Raw genomic sequence first — 23042 nt, forward strand, 5'->3', positions numbered from 1 at the left:
TTCTGACGAACACAAGTCCGCACGATCGTGCGAATTCCCCATTTTCGGGGTATCGCCGAGACGACGCGCGACCGCCACCCTACGAGGATGCGCCGTGACTCACCAGGCCCCTGATACCGTCGCGTACGCGAACGGCATGATCGAGCTTTCTCACAGCTTCGATGCGAACCGGTTTCTCGCGGCCGTCGACCGCGATGAACTTGCGACATTCGCCCCCCACCTTCAACTTGTCCACCTGAAATCGGGGCAAGTGCTCTGCGAGCCCGGCGAAATGCTCGCCGCGGTCTACCTGCCCGTCACGACCGCGATTTCGCTGCAGTACGTGTCGTCCGGCGGCATGACGCTGGAAGTCGCGGAGATCGGCAGCGAGAGCGTGGCGTGCGACGACGTGATCGGCGGCAGCGGCCGGATGCCCTGCCGGGCAGTGGCCTGCCGCGACGGTTTCGCCTACCGGCTCGACCGGCGCGTGTTCGCCGCCGCGTTCGACGCGTCGCCGGTCATTCGCCATCTCGTGTTCGTCTGCGTGCGGCTGCTGATGGCGCAGGTCTCGCAGATCACGTTCTGCAGCCGTCATCACGTGCTCAAACATCAGTTATGCAGATGGTTCCTGCTCGCGTACGACCGGACCCGCAGCATCGAAATCCAGGTGACGCACAGCATGCTGGCGCAGATGCTCGGCGTGCGGCGCGAAACGGTCACCGATGCCGCCGGCGAGATTCAGAAGCTGGGCCTGATCCGGCAATACCGGAGTTCGATCGAGCTCGCCGACCTCGACGGTCTCGAGAAGATGTCGTGCGGCTGCCGCGCGATCGTGCGTGACGAGATGAAGCGCATCCTGTCGGCCGACTCGGGTGTGCCGGCCGCTTCGCGCGCCTGACCCGCCTCCCGCCTGCCCGCGCGGCGCTTCGGCGCTGCGCTTCCTCTGTACGCAGGGTTAGCGGTTTGTAGGGTGGCGAACAGAACGCCGTGCCTGCCAATGGTCTACTGATGCCGGACTGCCGGGGGGACGTCAGCGCGTATGCCGCGTCTGCCCGAGCGGACGACACCACGCACGCCGGAGCAGCACGTGAAAAACGAAATCAGAACCATCCTCAAGCACGTCGCCCACCTCGAAGCCGCGATCGATTCGATCGGCGACGGGGACGACCTCTACGAAGCGGGCCTCTCGTCGCTCGATACGATCCAGCTGATGCTCGCGATCGAGAAGCAATTCAACATCGAGATTCCCGACGAGATGCTGAACCGCAACCTGTTCCGCAGCATCGACGCGCTCGCGGACACGATCGCCACGCTGCAACGCACCGAGCATTCCGCATGAGCGCGCTGCTTCCCGAACTCGCGACCGACAGCGATGCGCATCGGCTCGACGAGGCCGCGCATGCCGTCGCGCAGATCGCCGCGCAGCACGCGGACGCGGTCGACCGCGACGCGCGCTGCCCCGTCGAGGCGATCGAGGCGATGCGCGCGCGCCGCCTGCTCGGCGCAATGGTGCCGACCCATCTCGGCGGCGCTGGCGCGTCGCTGGAGGACATCGCGTCGGCCTGTTCGATTCTCGGCCAGGCCTGCGCGTCGTCGGCCATGGTGTTCGCGATGCACCAGATCCAGGTCGCCTGCATCGTCGACCATGCGGTCGACCAGGGCTGGCACAAGCTGTTCCTGCAGCAACTCGTGCGCCACCAGTGGCTGCTCGCATCGGCTACGTCGGAAAACGGCGTCGGCGGCAACCTGCGCGCGAGCCAGTGCGCGCTCGAAACCGACAACGGCGAGTTCCGGCTGCGCAAATCCGCGCCGACGATCTCGTACGGCGACTATGCGGACGGCATCCTCGCGACCGCACGACGCGATGCGGACGCCCCGGCTTCCGAGCAGGTGCTCGTCACGCTGCTGCGCGACGGCTACACGCTCACGCGCCGCGGCGAATGGGACACGCTCGGGATGCGCGGCACCTGCAGCAACGGTTTCGAGCTCGACGCGCAAGGCGCCGCCGTCCAGTGCCTGCCGGTGCCGTTCGCGAAGATCGCCGAGGAAACGATGGTGCCGGTGTCGCACATCCTGTGGGCCGCGGTCTGGATCGGCGTGGCCGGCGACGCGTTCCATCGCGCGCACCAGTTCTTCCGCGCGCAGGCACGCCAGACCGACGGCGCACCGTCGCCCGCGTCGCGACGCATCGCCGAATCGCTCGCGCTGATGCAGGCCATGCAGGCCCGCGTCGACAACGTGCTGCGCCTCCATGCGAATGCGACCGCGCGCTCGTGGTCGGCCGGGATGGCCTGGGCCGCCGAGATCAACACGCTGAAGACCTACGTGTCGACGACCGCGCTGGAAGTCGCGCACCAGGCCATGATGATCTGCGGGATGGCCGGCTACAAGCAAGGCACGCCGTTCAGCATCGGCCGCCACATTCGCGACCTGCATGCTGCGCCGCTGATGATCAGCAACGACCGCATTGCCACCAACACCTCGAACCTGCTGCTCGCGCTGCGTCCTGCGACGCTGGAGAAACATACGTGAACGATCGCCTTGCCGTGCCCTCCGCCGCCTCCGCTCCCGCCGACGCACCGCTCGACCGCCCGGGCGTCAACCCGCTGCGCGACGAACTGATCGACGCGGGCCTGCTGGTCTCGACCGGTATCCAGGGCCTGTTCGGCCGCAGCGAACGGTTCGAGCGCGTCGTGGAAGCGCTCGACGCGTTCGTCACGCGCATCGGCGCCGACCAGCAGGCCGAAGTGCTGCGCTTTCCGCCGGCCATGAGCCGCATCGAGTTCGAGCGCAGCGAATACATGAAGAGCTTCCCCCAGCTCGCGGGCAGCGTGCATGCGTTCTGCGGCGACGAACGCCAGCACCAGCGCGTACTGCAGTGCCTCGATCGCGGCGACGACTGGACGGAAAGCCAGAAGCCGACCTATGTCGTGATGACGCCGGCCGCGTGCTACCCCGTCTACCCTGTCGTGGCGCGCGCGGGCGCGCTGCCGGCCGACGGCCGGATCGTCGACGTATTCTCGTACTGCTTCCGCCACGAGCCGTCGCTCGACCCGACCCGCATGCAGTTGTTCCGGATGCGCGAATACGTGCGGATCGGCACGCCCGAGCAGATCGTCTCGTTCCGCGAGACCTGGATCGAACGCGGCACGCGGATGATCGAGGCGCTGCGCCTGCCCAACGCGATCGACCTCGCGAACGACCCGTTCTTCGGGCGCGGCGGCAAGATCGTCGCGAACAGCCAGCGCGAGCAGAACCTGAAGTTCGAGCTGCTGATCCCGATCGAGCACGACGATCGCCAGACCGCCTGCCTGAGCTTCAATTACCACATGGACCATTTCGGGCTGCTGTGGAACATCCGCACCGCGACGGACGAGGTCGCGCACACGGGCTGCGTCGGCTTCGGCCTCGAACGGCTCACGCTCGCGCTGTTCCGCCACCACGGCTTCGACATCGATGCATGGCCGCGTGAAGTCCGCGACGTGCTGTGGGGCACGCGATGAGATTCGTGTCCCGCGACGGCGAAGACGCGTCGTTCGAGGATGTGCGTCACCGTGCGCGCCACTACCGGCCACATCCGCTGCACAGCCAGGAGATGGTCTGGAAGCAGACCAACTGCTACGTCGACATGTGGCTCGAAGTGCTCCGGTGGTGGGGCTTCAATCCGTACGCGGCGTTGCCGTTCACGATCGCGCTCGATTTCGAGGGCGACCAGTTCACGTTCTTCAAGTTTCCGCACGACGAACTGGAGCGGCTGTACGGCATCGTCGTGCAGGAGCACTCGATCTACGAACCGCTCGACCGGCACATCGAGACGCAGGTCGCGCGCGGTCACCTGATGATCGTCGAAGTCGACGCGTGGTTCCTGCCCGATACGCGCGGCAGCAGCTACCGCACGCAGCACACGAAGACGACGATCGGCATCGATGCGATCGACCGCGCGAATCGCCAGATCGGCTACTTCCACAACAGCGGTTATTACGTGGCCGAGGATTTCGACTACGACGGGCTCGTCGGCGGCAGCTCGCCGATGACGCTGCCACCCTATGTCGAATGCGCGAAACGGCGGTTTGCGCCGCTCGACGAACGCACGCTGTGCGAGACGTCGCTCGCCGCGCTGCAGCGCCACCTGCGGCGCCTGCCGGTGGTCGACCCGATCGCCGCGTTCCGGCGGCAGTTGCAGACCGACGCGCGGACGCTCGCCGATTCGCCGCTCGAGCGCTTTCATGCGTACTCGTTCAACTCGGTGCGGCAGCTCGGCGCGAACTTCGAGCTGTTCGGCCATTACGCGCGCTGGCTGCAGGCCAGCGGCTGCGTCGGGCCGTTCGCCGAGATCCGCGCCGCGTGCGACCGCATCGCGTCCGAAGCGATGGTGCTGGAATTCCGGCTCGCACGCGCCTGCGCGCGCGGCAAGGAAGAACGCGGCGATTCGACGCTCGAAGCGATCGAGGCCGCCTACGCGGACGTGGTCGCGTGCGCGCGGCAGATCGGCTTGCCGCTGCGGCACATGACGCCCGTGCACAGCGACACGGCGGCACCCGTGCCGGTCATGCGGTGACGCGCACGCGCGCCCTGCCCGCGTGGTCGATGCTGGCGACGGCCGCGGGGGCCGCGCGGGAACCGCGCGATCTCCCGGCCGCCGGCAACGGCTGGATTCCGGCGGCCGTGCCCGGTACCGTGGCACAGTCGCTCGCGCTCGCCGGCCGGCTCGACGAAGCCGTATCGCTCGACGAACGCGACCACTGGTACCGGATCGAACTGCGCGGACACGGGCCGCGCGTGCTGCGCTTCCACGGCCTCGCGACGCTCGCGCAGGCGTGGCTCGACGACACGCCGATCCTCCGCTCCGACAGCATGTTCGTCGCGCACGACGTGCCCGTGTCGCTCGACGGGTCGCACCGGCTGACCCTCTGTTTCCGCGCGCTCGCCCCGCACCTGCGCGACGCGCGCGCGCCGCGCCGCGCGCGCTGGCGCACGCGCCTCGCGGAGCCGGCAGCCCTGCGCACGATCCGCACTTCGCTGTTCGGGCACATGCCGGGCTGGTTTCCGCCGCATGTGCCGACCGGCCCGTGGCGGCCCGTGGACGTGCTCGATCCGGCCGACGGGCCCGTTCTCGCCGATTGCAACCTGCACGCGCGCATCGAAGGCGACACCGGCTGGCTCGACGCGGACCTGACGTTCGCCGCGCCGCTGCCCGACGCGCTCGCGGCACGGCTGTCGTGCGGCCAGCACCACGCCACGCTCGAACGTGCGGGCCCCGATCGCCTGCGCGCAAGCGTCGCGGTGCCCAACGTGTGCCGCTGGTGGCCGCATACGCACGGCGAGCCGGTGCTGTACGACATCGCGCTGCATATCGGCGCCGAGCGTCGGCCGCTCGGCGCGACGGGCTTTCGCACGATCGAGGTCGACCCCGGCGCCGACGGCAAGGGCTTCGGGCTGCGCGTCAACGGCGTGCCCGTGTTCGCGCGCGGCGCGTGCTGGAGCAGTGCCGCGCCGCTCGCGCTGCACGCGGACGACGCCACCTACGCCCGCCTGCTCGGGCTCGCGCGCGACGCCGGCTTCAACATGATCCGCGTCGGCGGCACGATGACCTACGAGGCCGATGCCTTTCATGCGTGGTGCGACCGGCTCGGCCTGCTGGTCTGGCAGGATTTCATGTTCGCGAACTTCGACTACGCGCTCGACGACCCCGCGTTCGCGGACAACGTCGATCGCGAAGCCCGACAGTTCCTCTCGCGTCACGGCGCATCGCCGTCGCTTGCCGTCCTGTGCGGCGGCAGCGAGATCGCGCAGCAGGCCGCGATGTCCGGGCTCGGGCCGAAGCAGCGCTTCCTCGAGCTGACCGCCGACCGGCTGGCCGGCCATGCGGCCGCATGCCGGCCCGACGTCCCGTACGTGCCCGATTCGCCCGACGGCGGCGTGCTGCCGTTCATGCCGCGCGAACGCGTGTCGCACTATTACGGTGTCGGTGCCTACCTGCGCCCGCTCGATGACGCGCGCCGCGCGGACGTGCGCTTCGCAAGCGAATGCCTCGCGTTCTCGAACGTGCCATGCGACGCGACGCTCGCCGAGCTCGGCTGGCCCGGCGTGCACGAGCCGCGCTGGAAAACCGCCGTGCCGCGCGACCCCGGCACGTCGTGGGATTTCGAGGACATTCGCGACCACTATCTGCAGACGCTGTACGACGTCGTGCCCGACCGGCTGCGGCGCGAGGATCCGGCGCGCTACTTCGAACTGTCGCGCGCGGTGGTCGCCGACGTGATGCGCGAGACGTTTTCCGAATGGCGGCGCACCGGCTCGCGCTGCGCCGGCGCGCTGGTCTGGCAGTTCCAGGACGTGATGCCGGGCGCCGGCTGGGGGGTAATCGACGCCGCGCACCGCCCGAAATCGGCGTGGCATGCGCTGCGCCAGGTGCTGCAACCCGTACAGGTGCTGCTCGTCGACGAAGGCCTGAACGGGCTCGACGTGCATGTCGTCAACGAGCGCCCCGCGCCGCTGTCGGCGGCGCTCGAACTGGTCGCGCTGCGCGACGGCCGCACGGCGGTTGCACGGGCCGGCTGCCCGGTTCGGATCGCCGCGCACGACACGGTGCGGATCGGTTCGGCCGAGCTGCTCGGCCGCTTCTTCGACTGGACCTACGCGTACCGCTTCGGGCCCTGCGAACACGACACCGTCGTCGCGACCCTGCGCGGCGACGACGGCACCCTGCTGTCGCAGGCATTCCATTTCCCGTCCCGTACGCATCCGGCGGTGCTGGCGCGCCGCGAACTCGGGCTGGAGGCGTGTGTGTCGCGTACCGGCGACACGTGGCACGTCGACATCGATACACGGCACGTCGCACGCCATGTGCAGATCGATGCGCCGGGATTCGTGCCGCGCGACGACTGGTTCCATCTCGCGCCCGGCACGCCGGCGCGGGTGGTGCTCGTTCCGCTTGGAACGGCCGGGAAGAATGGGGCCGCGGATGGGCCGCCGGCCGTGGAAATCCGCGCCGTGAACGCCGCGCGCGCGGTGCGCGCCACGCAGGCCGGTTGACGCGGCGCGCGCGGCTGCGCAAGCCGCGAGCGCCGCAGTCGAATCTCAGTCGGACGAGCCCGTCCCGCGCGGCCGCTCGATCCCGTATGCCTCCATCCAGCGGTACAGCGTCGCGCGCGACACCCCGAGCTCCCGCGCCGAAGCCGCGACGCGCCCGCGCGTGCGCAGCAGCGCCGTTTCGATTGCCTCGCGCTCGATCGACTTGCGGATGTCGGCCACCGACGGCGACGCCGCATCGAGACAGTATTCGAGTTCGAGATCCTGGGCGGTGATCAGGCGGCCTTCCGTCATCACGACCGCGCGGCGCACGCGGTTGATCAGTTCGCGAACGTTGCCGGGCCAGTCGTGCTTGTACAGCGCCGTGATCGCATCCGTCGAGAAGCCGCGCACGCGATGGCGCGCGTCGCCGCGGAAGCGCTCGAGCATGTGATGCGCGAGCAGCTCGATGTCCTTGCCGCGCGCGCGCAGCGGCGGCTGGTCGATGCGCATCACGCACAGCCGGTGGAACAGGTCGGCCCGGAAGCGCCCTTCCTCCATCGCGTCGCGCAGGTCGACGTGCGTCGCCGACACGATCCTGACATCGACCGGCACCGGATCGCTGCCGCCAAGGCGATGGATTGCACGCTCCTGCAGAAAACGCAGCAAGCTTGCCTGGCTCTCGTGCGGCAGGTCGCCGATCTCGTCGAGCAGCAGCGTGCCGCCGTTCGCCGCTTCGACATAACCGATCTTGCGCGCGTTCGCACCCGTAAACGCGCCGCGCTCGTAGCCGAACAGTTCGGATTGCAGCAGATGTGGCGGAATGGCGCCGCAGTTGACCGCGACGAACGGACCGTTGCGGCGCTCCGAATGGCGATGGATCGCGACGGCCGTCAACTCCTTGCCGGTTCCCGTTTCGCCGAACACGAACACCGGTGCGTCCGTGCGCGCGAAGCGCCGCACCGTATCGAACAGCCGCAGCATCGCGCTGCAGGTGCCGACAATGCCTTTCTCTTCGGATTCGAGCCGTTCGCGGTCGCGCGCGAACAGGCATTCCATGCCGTACGCATGGCCGACCGTATCGGCGATCCGCTGGTGCGACGCCGGCAACGTGACGTAATCGAAGCAATAGTCGCGCAACAGCGCGCGCACGTTCGGCGAAGCCGTCTGGCCGACGTCGACGAGTGCGACCCAGACGACGTCGCGCATCGACGCGCAGGTCGACGCAATGCTGCCGATCGCGTCGGCGTGGCCGCCGCTCAGGTCGAGGATGCCGCAGGTGATCTCGCCGGATGTGTCGCGCAGCTCACTCGCCTGCGCGACGATCGACACTTTCCAGTCGCGTCGCGACAGTTCCTTTCGCAGCATGACGGACGGCGACTGCGTCCAGTAAATCAGCGGACGCTGCCCGTTACCACTCCCCGCGCCGGCGCTCTTATCGCGCGTTATTGGCATATTCATAACGAACCATCACTTTCTCCACTCCGCGAACCGTTCGCGTGCGCTGCGGCCGGCGGCGCATGGCCGCCTTTCCGCGCTGCGTTTCCGCAGCTTTGGCGAAGATCGAAACTGCACACGGCGAGAACCCCCGGAGGTCGAGCCGGATGTCATCCGGCCTCGTTGTCATCTAACTCGAAGGGAACGCGCGGCTGCGGGAGCCACGACGTTCCCGCTTTGAAGCGCCCCGCCGTCAAGGCGGAGCGCGTCGGCAGACGGGAATGCCGCCGGCATGTGCGTCACGTCGTACACGACAATGGCGCCCGATGCCGAACCGGATGGCCGCCAACCCGCTCCCGGAATGACTGCCGCATTTCATCCGCATCTGAATTTACACCCCGTTTCGAGATGGTCGTGTTACCAAAAGATAATCCTGAATCAACCGGTTACGCGACCTGTCGCACCGCACCACACGTGTTTGTCCACTGAGATTTGATTATCTACGAGCATTCCAGTCAATCAGTGGCAAATACTACTTTTCCGCAAGATGGGGACGGTCGATTGCCTGTGATATTCATCGAAATCCCCTGGAATGGGCGGCACCGCATTTCTTTTTCCACATAATCGGGCCCACCGGCGGCAGGCCGCATCGTATCGCGACCGCATGCGGCCTGCCCGTCCTGCTCTTGTCGGTTACATGCCGTAATCAACCACGCCGCGTCGTGCATCCCGTTCCGCTGTGCCGGCGCGCGGCGAAACGCCCGCCGCGCACGCCGGTCTTGTTCCGGCGCATCGTCGCGGCCAGGCGTGATGCCGGTCGTGCCGACCGCCGCCTCCCGCAGTGCAGCATGGCGACGCCCGGTTGCGTCACGCCCGTGCACTGCATTCCATCTGTAAGGATGCGGGCCGCCCGTTGTCGCAGTCGGCCATGCCGCACCGCCTGGTCGCCAGCCGCGGCGACGACGCATCGCCGCGGGGGCGCATGCGTGCAAACAATGGCGTGGGGATGAGGGACGCGTGTGCCGCGCGGGCGCGCACGATCCGGAAGGAATTCGACGAGGCTCCACACGGTCTGCCCATGCGATGCAGCCGACCGCGTGCGCGAGGGTGCACCCGGCACCGCCATGCACGATCGCCCCGTCGTGAATGCTCGAAATCTTCAAGTCCTGCCCCGGTTCTTTATTGACGTTCGATGTTGGCTGGCCGCGCATCGAGGCGGGCCGCGACGATGGGTCAATTATGGAAAAGCACCGGCCGCCGCGGTGTGTGCTACCGCACTTTGCGGCGCTCGCGCGGCAGGCCGCGCCGTGCATGCCGTGCCGGCCGCGCGAATCCGGAGCGAGAGTACGCTTTCGAACAGACCGGCGCACGGCGCACCCGGATGATGAGAATCGCCGCACCGCACGGAACGATCGCGTCCGCGCGGCACGGCGTGCCGAAGGCATCACGCGAGGACAGCATCATGGAATGGCATTGTTGTGAATTCGAACATCTGGGCGCCGTCGATCTCTATGCAATCCTGCGCGCGCGCAACGCCGTGCTGGTGGTCGAGGACGCGCACACGCATCTCGACATCGACGGCAAGGACGCGGGCGCGCTGCATGTCTATGCAACCGTACGCGACGGCGACACGATGGAAGTCGCGGCCTACGCACGCATCCTGCCCGGCGACGACATCGACCCGGACGCCGTGATCGACAAGGTGCTGACGAGCGAGCGCCGGCGCGACGACGCTACGCTCGAGCAGCTGATCGGGCGCGCCCTCACCGCCGCGCAGGCGGCGTGGCCCGACGCCGCGGTGCGCACGCACGTCCCGGCACCGCGCCAGGCGTTCTACAAGCGTTTCGGATTTCGCAAGGCCTACGGCCCGTATCTCGAACAGGGTGCGCCGTTCGTCGGCCTGGTGCGGCCCAGCGACCGCGCAGCAGGCGCACTGCGCGGCCTGCTGCACCGGGTCGTTTCGGCACACCGGTCGCGCGACGACGACGCACGTGCCGACAGCCGTACACACAACCGGCTGCCCGCCGACACCGGAGCCAATCGATGACCCGCACCCTTCGCCCGGTTCCCGATCCCGACCTGCCGCGCATCCTGCCGGTGATTCTCGCCGGCGGCTCCGGCACCCGGCTGTGGCCGCTGTCGCGCGAGCAGTATCCGAAGCAGTTGATCGAGCTGATTTCGAACGAATCGCCGCTGTCGGCGACAGCGCGCCGCCTGAACGGCATCGCGAACGCGTCGCTCGGCGACACGTTGCTGCTGGTCTGCGGCGAACAGCATCGCGTCATGAGTGCCGCACAGGTGGTCGGTCGCGCGGCGCCCGCCCGCATCCTGCTCGAACCGGCCGCGCGCAACACCGCGCCCGCGCTGACGCTCGCGGCACTCGACGCGAGCCAGCTCGCGGACGATCCCGTGCTCGCGGTGATGCCGGCCGATCACGTGATCACCGACGTCGGCGCGTTCCAGGACGCGATCGCGCGCGCGGCGCGCTACGCGCAGGAAGGGGCGATCGTCACGCTCGGCGTGCTGCCCCGACGCGCGGAGACGGGCTACGGCTACATCCAGGTCGGCGAGCCGCGCACGGGCCGCCACGGTGGCCAGGGCGGCTACGCGATCGGACGCTTCGTCGAAAAACCCGATGCGACACTGGCCGAGCGCTACCTGCAATCCGGCGATTACTGGTGGAACAGCGGGATTTACGTGACGCGCGCATCGGTCTGGCTGAAGGCGATCGGCGCACTCGCACCGGACATCCATGCGGCCTGCGAAACCGCGTGGCGCGCGGGCATCCCCGAGGATCCGTTCTTCCGGATCGATGCGGCGGCCTTCGACACGTGCCCGTCGGACTCGATCGACTACGCGGTGATGGAACGGCTCGCTGAACACGGCGAACTCGGCATCGAAGGCATCGTGGTGCCGCTCGCGGCCGGCTGGTCGGATGTCGGCACCTGGGATGCGATCTGGGAAATCATGCCGAAGGACGATCACGGCAACGTCGCGCGCGGCCCGATCATGTTCGAGGACACGCAGGACAGCCTCGTGCGTTCGGAGGGCCGCCTGATCGCGTGCGTCGGGATGAAGGACGTCGTCGTGATCGAGACGCCCGATGCCGTGCTGGTCGCGAACAAGCACGACGTGCAGCGCGTGAAGAACATCGTCGAGCGCCTGAAGACCGACCGGCGCCCGCAGGCACGCGAGCACCGCAAGGTGCAGCGGCCGTGGGGGCACTACGATTCGATCGATCTCGGCCAGCGCTTCCAGGTGAAGCGGATCGTCGTCGAGCCCGGCAAGCGGCTGTCGCTTCAGATGCACTATCACCGCGCCGAGCACTGGATCGTCGTGCGCGGCACCGCGAAGGTGACGCGTGGCAGCGAGACGTTCCTGCTGTGCGAGAACGAGTCGACGTACATCGCGGTCGGCGAAGTGCACCGCCTCGAGAATCCCGGCCGGATTCCGCTCGAAATCATCGAAGTGCAATCGGGCGACTATCTCGGCGAGGACGATATCGTTCGGTTCGACGATCAGTATGGGCGGGCGGTCGAGGCACGGGCGGCGCAATCGGTTCCGATTGCGTCACAGAAAACGCACGTGCCAACGGCCGCACCGGACGTCGCTTGACAAGCATGTGTCGACCACGCCACCACGTGCGTAGAAAACCGATGCGCGGCCACCCACGCTTCACTCGCCCAATGTAAGCCATCGCACCCAGCACGTCGTGCGTGCGTAGCACAATGCTTCAGACACGTGGCGTCACGCGTCCTCGAATGCGCGACCGTCGTTGCATGACGTGTATCGTCCGATCGCGTTCAACGGTGGAGACGCGTTTCGCGCTCTCGCCATGTCGGCGCTTGATCGACCGGATCGAGCCCGCGGCAAAGTCGACATATCGCGCGCCTGAGCAAGGTAGAACGGATAAGGATAGACCGGTTCGATTACATCCAGTCACTTAGTCATACATATCTTTTCGATGTATTCCATCAACCGAATTGAATGCCGTCGACGTGGCGGCCCGTCAGATATTCGATTTTGCGGTCGACCGCGCAGTATCCGGTCGAACAGGCAGGCCAGAAGATGACCACCCAAAGAATCGTTCATATTGTCGAAGCGTTTGGCGGGGGCGTGCTTTCGATGCTCGTCCATCTCGCCAATCACGCAGCGGCAACGGGCGTCGATGTGACCGTTTTGCATTCCATTCGTCCCGAAACGCCGGACGATTTCCAGACGCTCTTCCGGCCCGACGTCAAACTCGTCCACGTCGGCATGGCTCGCGAAGTCAGTGTCAGGAACGATCTGATCGGTTTGCGCGTGCTGGTCCAATACTTGCGCGAATGCCGTCCGACGGTGATCCATCTTCATTCGTCGAAGGCTGGTGTACTGGGGCGGGCCGCGGCAAGAATTGCCGCGCCTGCCGCAAAGGTGCTCTATTCCCCGCATGGTCTCTCGTTTTTGCGCTGCGATGTTTCCCGCGCGAAACAGTTCGCCTACCTGAGTTTCGAGCGAGCGGCAGCCCTCCTCGGCGGAACCATTGTCGCCTGCTCGGACAGCGAACTCAGAGAGATCAAGGGAAGAATTCGGGCGAAATCGGCGGTGCTGGTGGAGAACGGCGTCAACGTCGCCGAGATTCCTTCGCGCCGTGCGCGTGACGATCGCAAGATTGCGATCGGAATGAGCGGTCGCGCGTCGTTCCAGAAAAATCATCAAGCCTTCGTGCAACTGGCATCCGAACTGCACGCCCCCGACGTCGAGTTTCTCTGGATTGGCGGTGACGCAGCCGAAATTCCGGATCCCCGTGACAGTCGGGCAATCGTCTGCAGCGGCTGGGTGACGCGTTCGCGCGCACTCGAGCTGACGTCCGGGCTGGACATCTACGTCCAGACCTCCCGATGGGAAGGCATGCCGGTGGCGCTGATCGAGGCCCAGGTGGCCGGCCTGCCCGCCGTGGTGACGGACGTCGTCGGCAACCGCGACGTGGTCATTCACGGCGTAACCGGATACGTCGCGTCAAGTGTCGACGAGATGGTGCGGTATGTCGCGCTGCTCCGCGACGACCGGCAGCTCCGGGAACAAATGGGGGAATCGGCCCGAAAGTTCGCGCTCCATCGGTTCTCGATGCAGTCCATCTTCAGGCAGTGGCATTCCCTCTACGGATTGAATGTGCACCCGCGTCGCGCCGACGCCCGGTATTTCGAGCATGCCGCGCCGGAGCACGTCAAGGCCTGACGGTTTGCAGACATCGGGAAACGTGCGCGTCGGCCCCGACAGCAATGCACTCGCCATATTGCCCGCTCGGCCTTCAGCAATCGAACCGATGCGCCCCATGAACGCGATACCGGCGCCGCTGTTCAGCATGATGCGCACGCGCCCCGGCTGCGCCTCGATTTCACCGGATTTGACATGAGCAACCCCAAAGAACCCAGGAAACTCGTCTACAATGGCCGTTTCGCCACTCAGAAAACGACAGGAGTACAACGCGTCGCGCGCGAGTTGATCGCTGCACTTGCCCGGACGCGGCCGCAAGACTCCGTCACGCTCCTGGTTCCCCCACATACCGACGCTGTGGTGAGCGGCACGAAGACGGTCAAGGTCGGTTTCGCCAAGGGCGTGATCTGGGAACAACTGGTCCTTCCGCTTTTTGCACGCCGCGACCGCATCGTCAACCTGAGCAATTCCGGTTCCATTTTCCGTGGCAACCAGATCATCTATATGCACGATGCCGCGGTGTTCGACACCCCCGCGCACTTCTCCCGCCCATTCCGGGCGTGGTATCGGATCATGTTCTGGATTTTGGCGCGCACTTCCGTTTGCGTGTTGACCAACTCCAGCTTCTCGCGCGATCGCCTGGCCCACCACTGTGGCGTTTCAACCGACAAAATCAGCGTCGTGCCACTGGGGGCAGACCATCTCGACGCACTGAAACCCGACCCGAGCGTATTGAAGGAGCATGCGCTCACGCCGGGCCGGTTCGTGTTGGCGGTCAGCAGCATGAACCCCACCAAGAACTTCCGCCGGCTGATCGAGGCGTTTCGTCAAATCGACGACCCATCGGTGGATCTCGTCATCGTCGGCATGCGCAATGCCGCCGTGTTCGGCACGCAGGACGATATTTCCGCGCCTGAACCGAACATCAAGTACGCCGGGTATATTAGCGACGAAAAGCTGAAGGCGCTGTATCAGCATGCGGCCTGCTTCCTTTATCCGTCGATCTACGAGGGGTTCGGCATACCGCCTCTCGAGGCGATGCGATACGGTTGCCCGACCCTGGTGGGACGATCGGCGGCATTGCCGGAAGTCTGCGCCGATGCTGCACTCTATTGCGACCCCTACTCGTCGAACGACATCGCGGAAAAACTGCGCAATCTGCTCGACTCCGCCGAACTCCGGGAGGATCTGAAACACCGGGGATCCGTTCACGCCAAGCAATACAGCTGGAGCAAGAGCGCCGAAATCATGACCCGGATATTCGACGGGCTTTAAGGCAGTCGACGCGCATCGTCGAGCGCACGCGAACGGCCTGTCGCCGGCGCGAGTCGAGCCCGATCAAATCCGTGCCGCTTCGACGTTCATGGCGAATGGGTGGCCGCCACAAGCCCGCAAGCGCTCGTCCACGTCTACCACCGCCCCTGCGATGCAGTTATCGATCGTGGTAAACCGCATCAGCCGTACGGCGTTGCAACGCGAGCCTTCCCCCGCTACACCGGTGCCGCAACAATAATCCGCGACACCGGGCTTCCCGACATTACACACGCTGGCGCTCGGTCGGGCGAACCGGAAAACCACGCGTCCGCACGCGTTCGACGACCGGCCGAGGCGATCCCTTGTATGTATTGAACACGTACCCCGTGATGTCGCCACCGATGCTTCGCAACCTCGACAACGCGGTCTCGACGTCGGCTGCGCGTGTCATGCCGCTGCGCGACACAAGGACGTGCGCGTCGCACTTCACGCCGACGATGCCGAGCGCATCGTTGTTCGGCAGCAGCGGCGGCCCGTCGATGACGACGAAGTCGTATTGCTCGCGCATCGCCAGGATGAGTGTCATGAAGCCGGATCCTTCCAGCAACTCGCCGGGTGACGTCTTGACCGGAGCACCCGCCGGCATGATCGACAGGTGGCTGCCCGCGACGGGCAGCGTCACAGTATCGGGCGACACCGAGCCGTCGAGCACCTGCGCGAGGCCCGGCCCCCCGGCCATCGACGAAACACGCAAGTCGGCGTTGATCAGCAGCACGCTGGCGTTCGTTCCCGCCAACAGATACGCCAGATTCGACGACACGAAACTGCAGCCGACGCCCGCCGTCACCCCCGTGAGCAGCAGGACCTTGCCACGCTCGCTGTCATCGCCATGCGCCGCGAGCGCGGCCTTCAGGCTCGCTCGCAATGCACGCACGGATTCGATACCCGCATCGTCGGGATGTGCCGCGGCCAACGGCAACGCGGTCGGGCGCGACCCGCCGGGCAGCGCTGCCAACGCCGGCGACGACGCCACGATCGCGAGACAGGGGCTATCGGTCAACTTGGCCAGCGCGGCCGGTGAATGCAGTTCACGCCGGTACAGCGACAGCAGATGCACGCTCGTCAGTGCAAAGAACACCCCAGCCAACAGTGCGCCAAGCACGACTATGCCCCGCTTGGGCCAGACCGGCCGGAACGGCGCAACCGCCCAGTCGACGGCCGTCACGCCCGGCGACGCGCTGGAAATGGTGAGCTCGAGCTGCTGCGCGTTGGTCAGCACACTCGTGTAGAGCTGCGTCGCAATCGTCACCTGGCGTGACAACCGCACGAATTCGCGCTGCGTCGTGGGCAATCTGGCCGCCGTTGCGCTCGTGTCACGGATCTCGCGCTTCACCTGGTCAAGCTGCGATTGCACGGTCTGGTACTGGAAGCTCTTTGGCAGAAAGCGCTGTCTGACGTCGTCCAGCGAGATCTGTAACGCGGTCTGGTGTTCTGCTAGCGTGTTGAGGCGGGTGATCAGCGCGGCGCCTTGCTGATCGACGTCGATCGCACCATTTTGCGTCCGGTACCGGTTCAGATCGTCCTCGGCCTTCTGCAAGTCCTGCTTCAGGACCGGCAGCCGCTGGCGCAGCGAGTCGAGATTGCGTCGTGCACGATCGGTTCGAAACGCGAGATCACGCTGCAGATACTGCTGCACGATCGCGTTGACCATGTTCGTCGCTTCCCGCGCGCTATCCGCCTGGTAGCTGAGCCGAATCATCGAAGGCGACTCCAGGGTCGAGTCGCGGTTCGGCACGACCGTCTTCAGATGCTTCGATACGTTTTCGTATACGAGCGGCTCCGGCTGCTTGCGCACCGTGAATGCGATACCCGGGCGCGCGCGCAGCACATCGACGCGCAACCGGCCGGCCGTACTTTCGCCGGGCAGCCGGAACGGCACCGTTTCACCGACCTTGCCGTGCGCGAGCGTACGGCTGTCGTCGTCCTGGAGCGTCCAGGTGTTCGCGTCGTCCGCGACGATCCTGAATCGATCGCCAAGCGCATTCGCCGGAATCGAGAATTCACCGATGTCGAGCCGCTCGCCGCCCCACGCGTAACCGGTCAGCCCGAGCGGTGCCGGCGCGAGCGCGTCGTCCGCATCGAAGCGCGACGCAACGAATGAGCCGATCACCGGAAACCGGCTTGCGTTGCGGATATCCAGATCGGCACCGGTCGCATCGATCGCGCTGTCGATGACTGCGCGCGAAATCAGCATCTCGCTTTCGTCTGAGGCAGACGGCGATGCTGCGATCGTTCCGGAGACGTCCGAGAGCGAACTGATCGACGAACCGGGTTTGGTCTGGACGCGCAGCAGTGCTTCGGCGCGATACTGCGGCGTGGCCAGTAGCGCGTATAGCACGCCCGCGACGAACGTGACGCCGATCGTTGCGAAGAACAGGCGGCGGTGCCGCATGACGGCTTGCCAAAGCTGCGTCATCCCGGATTCGTCCGGTGCCCGCTGCGGGGCCTGGATGTTTCGTGCGTTGGATATCATGTTTGTTTTCTGAATGAGGCGACCGTTTTCGATCCTGCTTGCCGGCTATCGGCCAGTCGCCGAGACGATGAACACCGGGCCCTGCTCTTCGCGTAGTGTCAGCCGACGCCCAGTGATGTCGAGCGACGCTCCATAAAGGTCGGATGCGAACGTACCGGCAACGGGCAACTGCGACAGGTCGACGTCGACCGCTTTGTCGTTTCCATAGCACCAGACCACGTATTTCACGACGCCTTCGGCACGCAACTGCAGGACGGCGAAGCGGCGGACCGGATCGAGAAACAGTCGTGCGGCGCGGGCGTTCGCGGTAAACGAGAACAGATGGCGAACCGCGACGTACGCCGGCAGCGGTGTGTTGTCGGCGTCCAGCAAGCCGAAGTTGTGCTCCATGTTCTTCGGGTCGCGGCCATCGTTGCGCATGTCGTAGTAGGCGGTGAGCCCGATCTGCGCGATCCAGTCGACCAGCAGGCGCCGCACCGCGTAGCGCGCCTGGCGTTCACGCGCGACTGGATCGTGACCGTCACGCGTGTGCGACACGTACTTGTATGCATAGGTCGGATACGACCACTCAGTGGCCCAGATCGCGGGAACCGTGCGATAGGTGGCGAGATCGCGCGCTAGCGCGGCATAGTCGCCCAGCGCAGTCTCCGGCGCATTCTGCCGATACGGATGCACGCTGACCGCGTCGGGTGCGGGCTGCGACGCGCTGCCGATATCGCCGACTGCACGGATGAAGGTCACGTCCACCTGCTGAACGCCCCCAGTCGCAACGACTGCATCCGGATTCGAGGCCTTGACCGCCCGGACGGTCGCTTCCAGCAGGTTCCGGTACGCGGCCGGCGAAGGCGGCGCGAGCCAGTAGTCCTTGTGATCCTGCTCATTCCAGACTTCGAAGCGTACGGGCTGATCGCGATAGTGCCTCGCGGCCTGGGTCGCATACTCGGCGAATGCGTCGATCTGTGCGGACGACGTCGGCGGCTGCTTGGGCGCGTATCGTGGATGCCCGTAGCCGAGGATGAACAGCGCCCCCAACCGGCGCGCGCGCAGGTTGGCGACGAGTGCATCGTAGCGCGAGAAATCCCAGCCTCTCGGCGTTTCCACCGAATCCCAGAACAGGTCGGTACGGACGAACGAGAATCCGGCGTCTCGTACCGCGTCGAGCAGCGCCGGATCGTCGATCTGGTGAATCGCTACCCCCGAATTCGCGCGCGTGTCGAAAAAGCGCGGGAGGGCGACGAACGGCAGCGCCGTCATTTGTGTCGCGTTCGGCAGGACGACAGCCGGTTCGTCCGAGCCCGCGGAATTCGACGCCGTCGATATGACGACGACCCAGAGCAGCGCGCTTGCGAACCACCTCGCCCAGCGCCTCGCGCGTGCGGAATGAACAGCCGTGCTCATTGAATGCCCGCCCAGTTCACCGCACGCTCCGGCGCGTCGCGACCGGTTAGACACTCGCGGCCGGCATGCATGGTCAGCGTGCGAATCGCGAGGCCCGTGAAAAGCAGACAGCCAAGCGCTTCGAAGATGTCGGTCGTCACGCCGCTCAACAACACGAAGAGCAGCATCAGCCATGCACGCGGGTCGTCGGCACGACTTGCAAGCACGCGCTGTACGAATACGAGCATGACGAGCATGGCCCCCACCACACCGAAATTCGCGACGACATAGAGCGCCGCATTATCGGAGTAGCCGGTATTGAAGCCGAAATCGGCCGTATAGTACGCCGTCGCGGAACCGAAGCCACCGGGCCCGACACCGAACCAGAGCAGGTTTGCGTTCGCCATACCGTCGAGCAGCTTTGGCCAGGTGTTCAACAACCGGTCCTGCATCGAAGCGAGCGATCCCGTATCGGGGACTCCAACGTTGGTCGTCGCAGCGATCACCCATCCCGCGACAGGCAATACGATCACCAGTACCGTCAGGACGATACAGGCGCGCCTCAGGCCTGTCGTTTTCAGCGTGGCGAAACAGAGCAACACGAGCGAGAGTGCAATGAGTGTCGTCTTGTTGGTCGTGGCCCAGATGGCGGCGGCCGACATGACGAGCAGCACCACGGTCGCCATCGCATGGCGCAGGCGCGGGACGAGCCACGCGGTCAGCAGGCCGATCACGAGGCCGGTCGTCGCGCTGCTTCGACCGAACCCGGGCAAGCGTGGAACGGTACCGACGTAATTGGACGAAGCAAGCTGCACATTGACGCCGTCGACGTCGATGCTCCCGCCCACCCACGGCAGGTGCACCAACCCGTTGAGCATGACGCCGGCGCAGCATGCCGTCGTCAACACGATGAACGCGAACCGGATCGGGTTCGACTCGAGCATGTCAAGCGCGCCGGGCGGCATGAGAAGCACGAACAGCAACGGCGCGACCGTCCAGACCCAGAAACACGCGGCCACGAGACTGACGCCGTTCGCGAGCGAAACGCACAGTTGCACGGCCAGGTAACTTCCGACGAGCAGCGTATCGATACGCGGTCGAATCACGAGGCCAAGCACGATGCAGCCGACCATCATCGCCTTGGGCAGATAGCCAAGCATCGAAATGCCAGCGAGCGACGTGTAGTAGCGAATCGCGCCGGAAAAGACCTCGCTCGCGATCGCGATCATGAATGTGGCGGCCCAGAGCCGGTTAATCGATCGGTTTCCGTTCATGATGCTGGATACACCTGTTTTCGAGCGGAGCGACGCGAAGGCGTGGCGCGCGACGTGGTTCGCGCAATCCGCCCCGTGCGAATCGCGCCGATCAGGCGCAGCGAAGCGTCGCCGGCCTGCGCTCACGTCAGGCCAGTATAGGCGGGCGCAATCCGACGAAACGTTCGACACCTCACACTTTCCGTACCTGCGGCATGGCCGGTTCTCGCCACGGCCCTGCCCCCTGCGTCGTGTGTTCATGGCGCGAATCGCGTCAACCCGAACGCACCGATATATCGACGACGCCGACCCGTTCGCGACGGAGGACATACGCAAGCGCGGCAGCGACGGCCGTTTCCGTGATCAACACCGCGATAGCCGCACCCCGCTCGGCAAACAGCATGGCAAGGGGCGGCAGCAACGTCACATTCAGCATGCCGGATGAAATCAGGATGATGCTGAAGGCGCGCTTCATGCCGAGTGGCAGCATCGTTTGAACGCCGAACAGATCCGTCATGCATGCCATGAACGGCACGAGCGCCAGGCAATGCAGTACGCCAATCGTCGGCGCGAATGAGCTGCCATACAGAATCCGGACAGCGATCGGCGCGCACGCGTAGATAACGGCCGACATGGCCAGGACGAGCGCCCCCTGCATGACGATCAGCTTGCGCAGGAACGCGAATGCCTCGTCGCGCGCGTGATGCATCAGATAGGTAATGTGTGGATAGGTCGATGCCCGAAGCGGCTGCAACAGGCCGACCGCTGCCCGGATCAGTTTGTCACCTGCAGCGAAATAGCCGGCGGCGACGTTACCCGAGACGATACTCAGCAGCACGGTATTGGTCGACGCGTAGAACGAGATCGACGTCGACGCGAGGAACACCTGAAAACCGCCTTGCAGCGCAGTAACGATATCGGCAAACCGCACGCGTACCCCTTCGATCTCGCGCTGAAAGAAGAGATAGGCAAGCAAGGTGATCCCGCACAGCAACGGTACCGCCGCGTTGATCGCGACGGCGGGCAGGAGATCGTCCGGCGTGCGAACCCACAGGAAGAAGGCGGCGACACTGAGCGCACGGTACACGACTACCGTGACGCTGTACACGCTCAACCGCTGGATTCCCTGGAAATACCAGCCTGGTGTCAGCGCGGCACCGATCGCCATCCCGAACCCGATGAGCAGTGCCGTGCGCTCCGCCGCGAAATGCGGAATCAGCATCGTTAGCGCGATGAGCACGGCGAAGCCGGCAACGGTAATCAGCCACTGGGCGCAAACCGTCGTCCAGAAGATGCGTGATCGCTCCCCCCTGTCCTTCGCGAGCGCAACACGCGGCGTTGCAGTCAGGTCGAAACTGTAATTCGCGAGGTTGATGAAGTACGTTGCAACCGCAAGCACGAACGACAGCGTTCCGTATTGTTGCGGGCCGAGCACGCGCGTCAGCAGCGGCAACGTGACGAGCGGTATGACATAGGTCGAGATTTGCAGCGAAAACAACAACGCAAAGTTTTTTCGGACGGCGGTCATCGTGCTTTCCGGGCTGAATATGAACAGTGCACCGACCGTCAATGTGCCCACGTGCGCGGGCTGTCCCTACCGAGACCGAGTACGGCGTACAGCGACGACGCATAGCAGTCGACCGAGTAACGCGCCCAGTCGTAGCGTCGTTTCTCGCTGTCGAGGTGCGCACGCAGTTCGGCCAGTGCGCGCGCGAAGCCGTCAGGCGTATTCCGGTAGCGAATCTTGTTGCCGATCTCGTCGCCGAAGGTCGACAGGCTCCCGATGTCGTGCACGAGCGCCGGCAGGCCGAGCACCGCGGCTTCGACGATGACGAGGGGCGCGTTCTCTACCCAGATCGACGGCAACACGAGCGCATCGTGCATGGGCAGTGCGGCGAACAATGTGTCGTGATCGAGACGTCCTGCGAAACGCAACCGCCCCGATTCGACGAGTGCCGCGTACTGTTGTTCCAGGTTGCCGCGTTCCGATCCGTCACCGTAGACAGTGAGCGACGCAATCGCATCGCCTGCCGATTCGGTCATTCGCGCAAGGAACTGCGCAAGGCCCTTGTCCGGTTCCACGCGACCGACGAACGCGAGATCGAGACGATCGCCCTTCGCCGGCTTCGGCGCGCGGGGCACCAGCGTGGCGTCGATCGGGTTCGGCACCAGCGTGGCAGGCGTTCGACCGGACCGCGCAATCAGGTCCCGCATGAAGGGGCTTGGACAGAGGATCTCGTCGAACAGGCTGATCGGGTCGAACAGCGCCTTGACCGCATGCCAGTGCAACTTCTTCCCGAGGTCGTGAAGAAAACCGCGCGGACTGGCCGTGAGCGCAAGACGCCGGACGCGCCACAGCTCGTCCGGAGACAACGGCCGCGCCGTTCCCCGGCAATAGACCATCAGGCTCGGGTTGTAGAACAACAGATGGTAGTCGTGCGCGGTCAGGTACAAGCCACATCCCGACCGCCGCTTGTAGCGCGCCAGCACAGGCAGGATCGCGCTCGACAACAGGTTGTGATAGTTGTGCACGAGGATCCGTTGCGGACGAAATCGCTCGAGCAGCGTGACGAGCGCACGTGCAGCGGCTGGCGACCACGCACGCGAACGCCGGCTGTCTTCGACATCGGGGAGCGTGTGCTCGTCGAAGGTTTCGACCACTACGTCGTCGCGGGCGCGCAGCACGTCAACCGATACCCGATATACCTCTTCGGCCCCGCCCCTGCGAACGAAGTCATTGATGATCAACACACGCGTCACGACAGGCCTCAACGGACGTCGTACCGTGAACGCGACGCGTCGTCACGGTCCTCGTACGCGGGAAGCGGCCCGGTTCGCCCTTTTCGCGGGCGCGTACTAAGCCATCCGGCATGCGCGGCCCGCAGCTCGCAGCATGTGCTCGTGTTTCGGCATTCGTGGCAATTTCGTTGCATCGGTATTCCTGAACGGCCTCGTGGCGCCGCCCCCTCACAGGCGCGACGACACGAGAAATGGACACCGCC

17 protein-coding genes are annotated in these 23042 nt (G+C 65.7%); 11 read left to right on the plus strand and 6 right to left on the minus strand.

What is annotated here, in order from left to right; genetic code table 11:
- Window positions 1-94: 94 nt before the first annotated feature.
- From ABIC51_RS07465 to ABIC51_RS07490, 6 genes are all read left to right on the plus strand, one after another.
- The gene (locus ABIC51_RS07465) at window positions 95-877 is read left to right on the plus strand and encodes a Crp/Fnr family transcriptional regulator (RefSeq protein ID WP_027791416.1); all 783 of its coding nucleotides are present in this window, start codon (window positions 95-97) and stop codon (window positions 875-877) included.
- Between the two features lie 189 nt (window positions 878-1066).
- Complete coding sequence (locus ABIC51_RS07470; RefSeq protein ID WP_006490451.1) at window positions 1067-1318, plus strand: acyl carrier protein; 252 nt, start codon at window positions 1067-1069, stop codon at window positions 1316-1318.
- The gene (locus ABIC51_RS07475; RefSeq protein WP_060171107.1) at window positions 1315-2511 is read left to right on the plus strand and encodes an acyl-CoA dehydrogenase family protein; all 1197 of its coding nucleotides are present in this window, start codon (window positions 1315-1317) and stop codon (window positions 2509-2511) included. The genes ABIC51_RS07470 and ABIC51_RS07475 overlap by 4 nt, the downstream gene beginning before the upstream one ends.
- The gene (locus ABIC51_RS07480; protein ID WP_059696323.1) at window positions 2508-3482 is read left to right on the plus strand and encodes an amino acid--[acyl-carrier-protein] ligase; all 975 of its coding nucleotides are present in this window, start codon (window positions 2508-2510) and stop codon (window positions 3480-3482) included. Before ABIC51_RS07475 ends, ABIC51_RS07480 begins: the two co-directional genes overlap by 4 nt.
- Complete coding sequence (locus tag ABIC51_RS07485) at window positions 3479-4537, plus strand: DUF1839 family protein (RefSeq protein ID WP_027791413.1); 1059 nt, start codon at window positions 3479-3481, stop codon at window positions 4535-4537. The genes ABIC51_RS07480 and ABIC51_RS07485 overlap by 4 nt, the downstream gene beginning before the upstream one ends.
- On the plus strand, window positions 4534-7014 hold the full coding sequence (locus ABIC51_RS07490) for a glycoside hydrolase family 2 protein (protein WP_146253249.1): 2481 nt from the start codon (window positions 4534-4536) through the stop codon (window positions 7012-7014). The genes ABIC51_RS07485 and ABIC51_RS07490 overlap by 4 nt, the downstream gene beginning before the upstream one ends.
- A 45-nt stretch (window positions 7015-7059) precedes the next feature.
- Here the strand turns inward: ABIC51_RS07490 and ABIC51_RS07495 are convergent, their stop codons facing one another.
- Entirely contained in the window at window positions 7060-8451 is a 1392-nt protein-coding gene (locus tag ABIC51_RS07495) for a sigma-54 dependent transcriptional regulator (protein ID WP_034196042.1), read from the minus strand.
- Between the two features lie 1122 nt (window positions 8452-9573).
- Here ABIC51_RS07495 and ABIC51_RS07500 point away from each other — a divergent pair.
- The 5 genes from ABIC51_RS07500 (at window position 9574) to ABIC51_RS07520 (ending at window position 14898) form a co-directional block, all read left to right on the plus strand.
- Window positions 9574-9909 (plus strand): hypothetical protein, encoded by a 336-nt coding sequence (locus ABIC51_RS07500; protein ID WP_124531402.1) that lies wholly within the window; start codon window positions 9574-9576, stop codon window positions 9907-9909.
- Entirely contained in the window at window positions 9890-10474 is a 585-nt protein-coding gene (locus ABIC51_RS07505) for a GNAT family N-acetyltransferase (protein ID WP_027791409.1), read from the plus strand. The genes ABIC51_RS07500 and ABIC51_RS07505 overlap by 20 nt, the downstream gene beginning before the upstream one ends.
- Window positions 10471-12042: a mannose-1-phosphate guanylyltransferase/mannose-6-phosphate isomerase gene (locus ABIC51_RS07510; protein ID WP_226128872.1), complete on the plus strand. Its 1572-nt coding sequence runs from the start codon at window positions 10471-10473 to the stop codon at window positions 12040-12042. The genes ABIC51_RS07505 and ABIC51_RS07510 overlap by 4 nt, the downstream gene beginning before the upstream one ends.
- Before the next feature lie 453 nt (window positions 12043-12495).
- The gene (locus ABIC51_RS07515) at window positions 12496-13644 is read left to right on the plus strand and encodes a glycosyltransferase (RefSeq protein WP_146253250.1); all 1149 of its coding nucleotides are present in this window, start codon (window positions 12496-12498) and stop codon (window positions 13642-13644) included.
- 174 nt (window positions 13645-13818) lie between these two features.
- Complete coding sequence (locus tag ABIC51_RS07520) at window positions 13819-14898, plus strand: glycosyltransferase family 4 protein (RefSeq protein WP_027791406.1); 1080 nt, start codon at window positions 13819-13821, stop codon at window positions 14896-14898.
- 262 nt (window positions 14899-15160) lie between these two features.
- On the opposite strand, the gene ABIC51_RS07525 is transcribed toward ABIC51_RS07520, so the two are convergent.
- From ABIC51_RS07525 to ABIC51_RS07545, 5 genes are all read right to left on the minus strand, one after another.
- Window positions 15161-17353 (minus strand): GNVR domain-containing protein, encoded by a 2193-nt coding sequence (locus ABIC51_RS07525; RefSeq protein WP_226128874.1) that lies wholly within the window; start codon window positions 17351-17353, stop codon window positions 15161-15163.
- A gap of 102 nt (window positions 17354-17455) precedes the next feature.
- Complete coding sequence (locus ABIC51_RS07530; protein ID WP_027791404.1) at window positions 17456-18808, minus strand: cellulase family glycosylhydrolase; 1353 nt, start codon at window positions 18806-18808, stop codon at window positions 17456-17458.
- Window positions 18805-20016 (minus strand): O-antigen ligase family protein, encoded by a 1212-nt coding sequence (locus ABIC51_RS07535; protein ID WP_261325234.1) that lies wholly within the window; start codon window positions 20014-20016, stop codon window positions 18805-18807. The genes ABIC51_RS07530 and ABIC51_RS07535 overlap by 4 nt, the downstream gene beginning before the upstream one ends.
- Window positions 20017-20314: 298 nt before the next feature.
- On the minus strand, window positions 20315-21568 hold the full coding sequence (locus tag ABIC51_RS07540; protein WP_027791402.1) for an oligosaccharide flippase family protein: 1254 nt from the start codon (window positions 21566-21568) through the stop codon (window positions 20315-20317).
- Between the two features lie 38 nt (window positions 21569-21606).
- Window positions 21607-22800: a glycosyltransferase gene (locus ABIC51_RS07545; RefSeq protein ID WP_027791401.1), complete on the minus strand. Its 1194-nt coding sequence runs from the start codon at window positions 22798-22800 to the stop codon at window positions 21607-21609.
- Between the last annotated feature and the right edge of the window lie 242 nt (window positions 22801-23042).

This window comes from Burkholderia sp. 572, from assembly GCF_040545135.1.
GTDB lineage: Bacteria > Pseudomonadota > Gammaproteobacteria > Burkholderiales > Burkholderiaceae > Burkholderia > Burkholderia cepacia.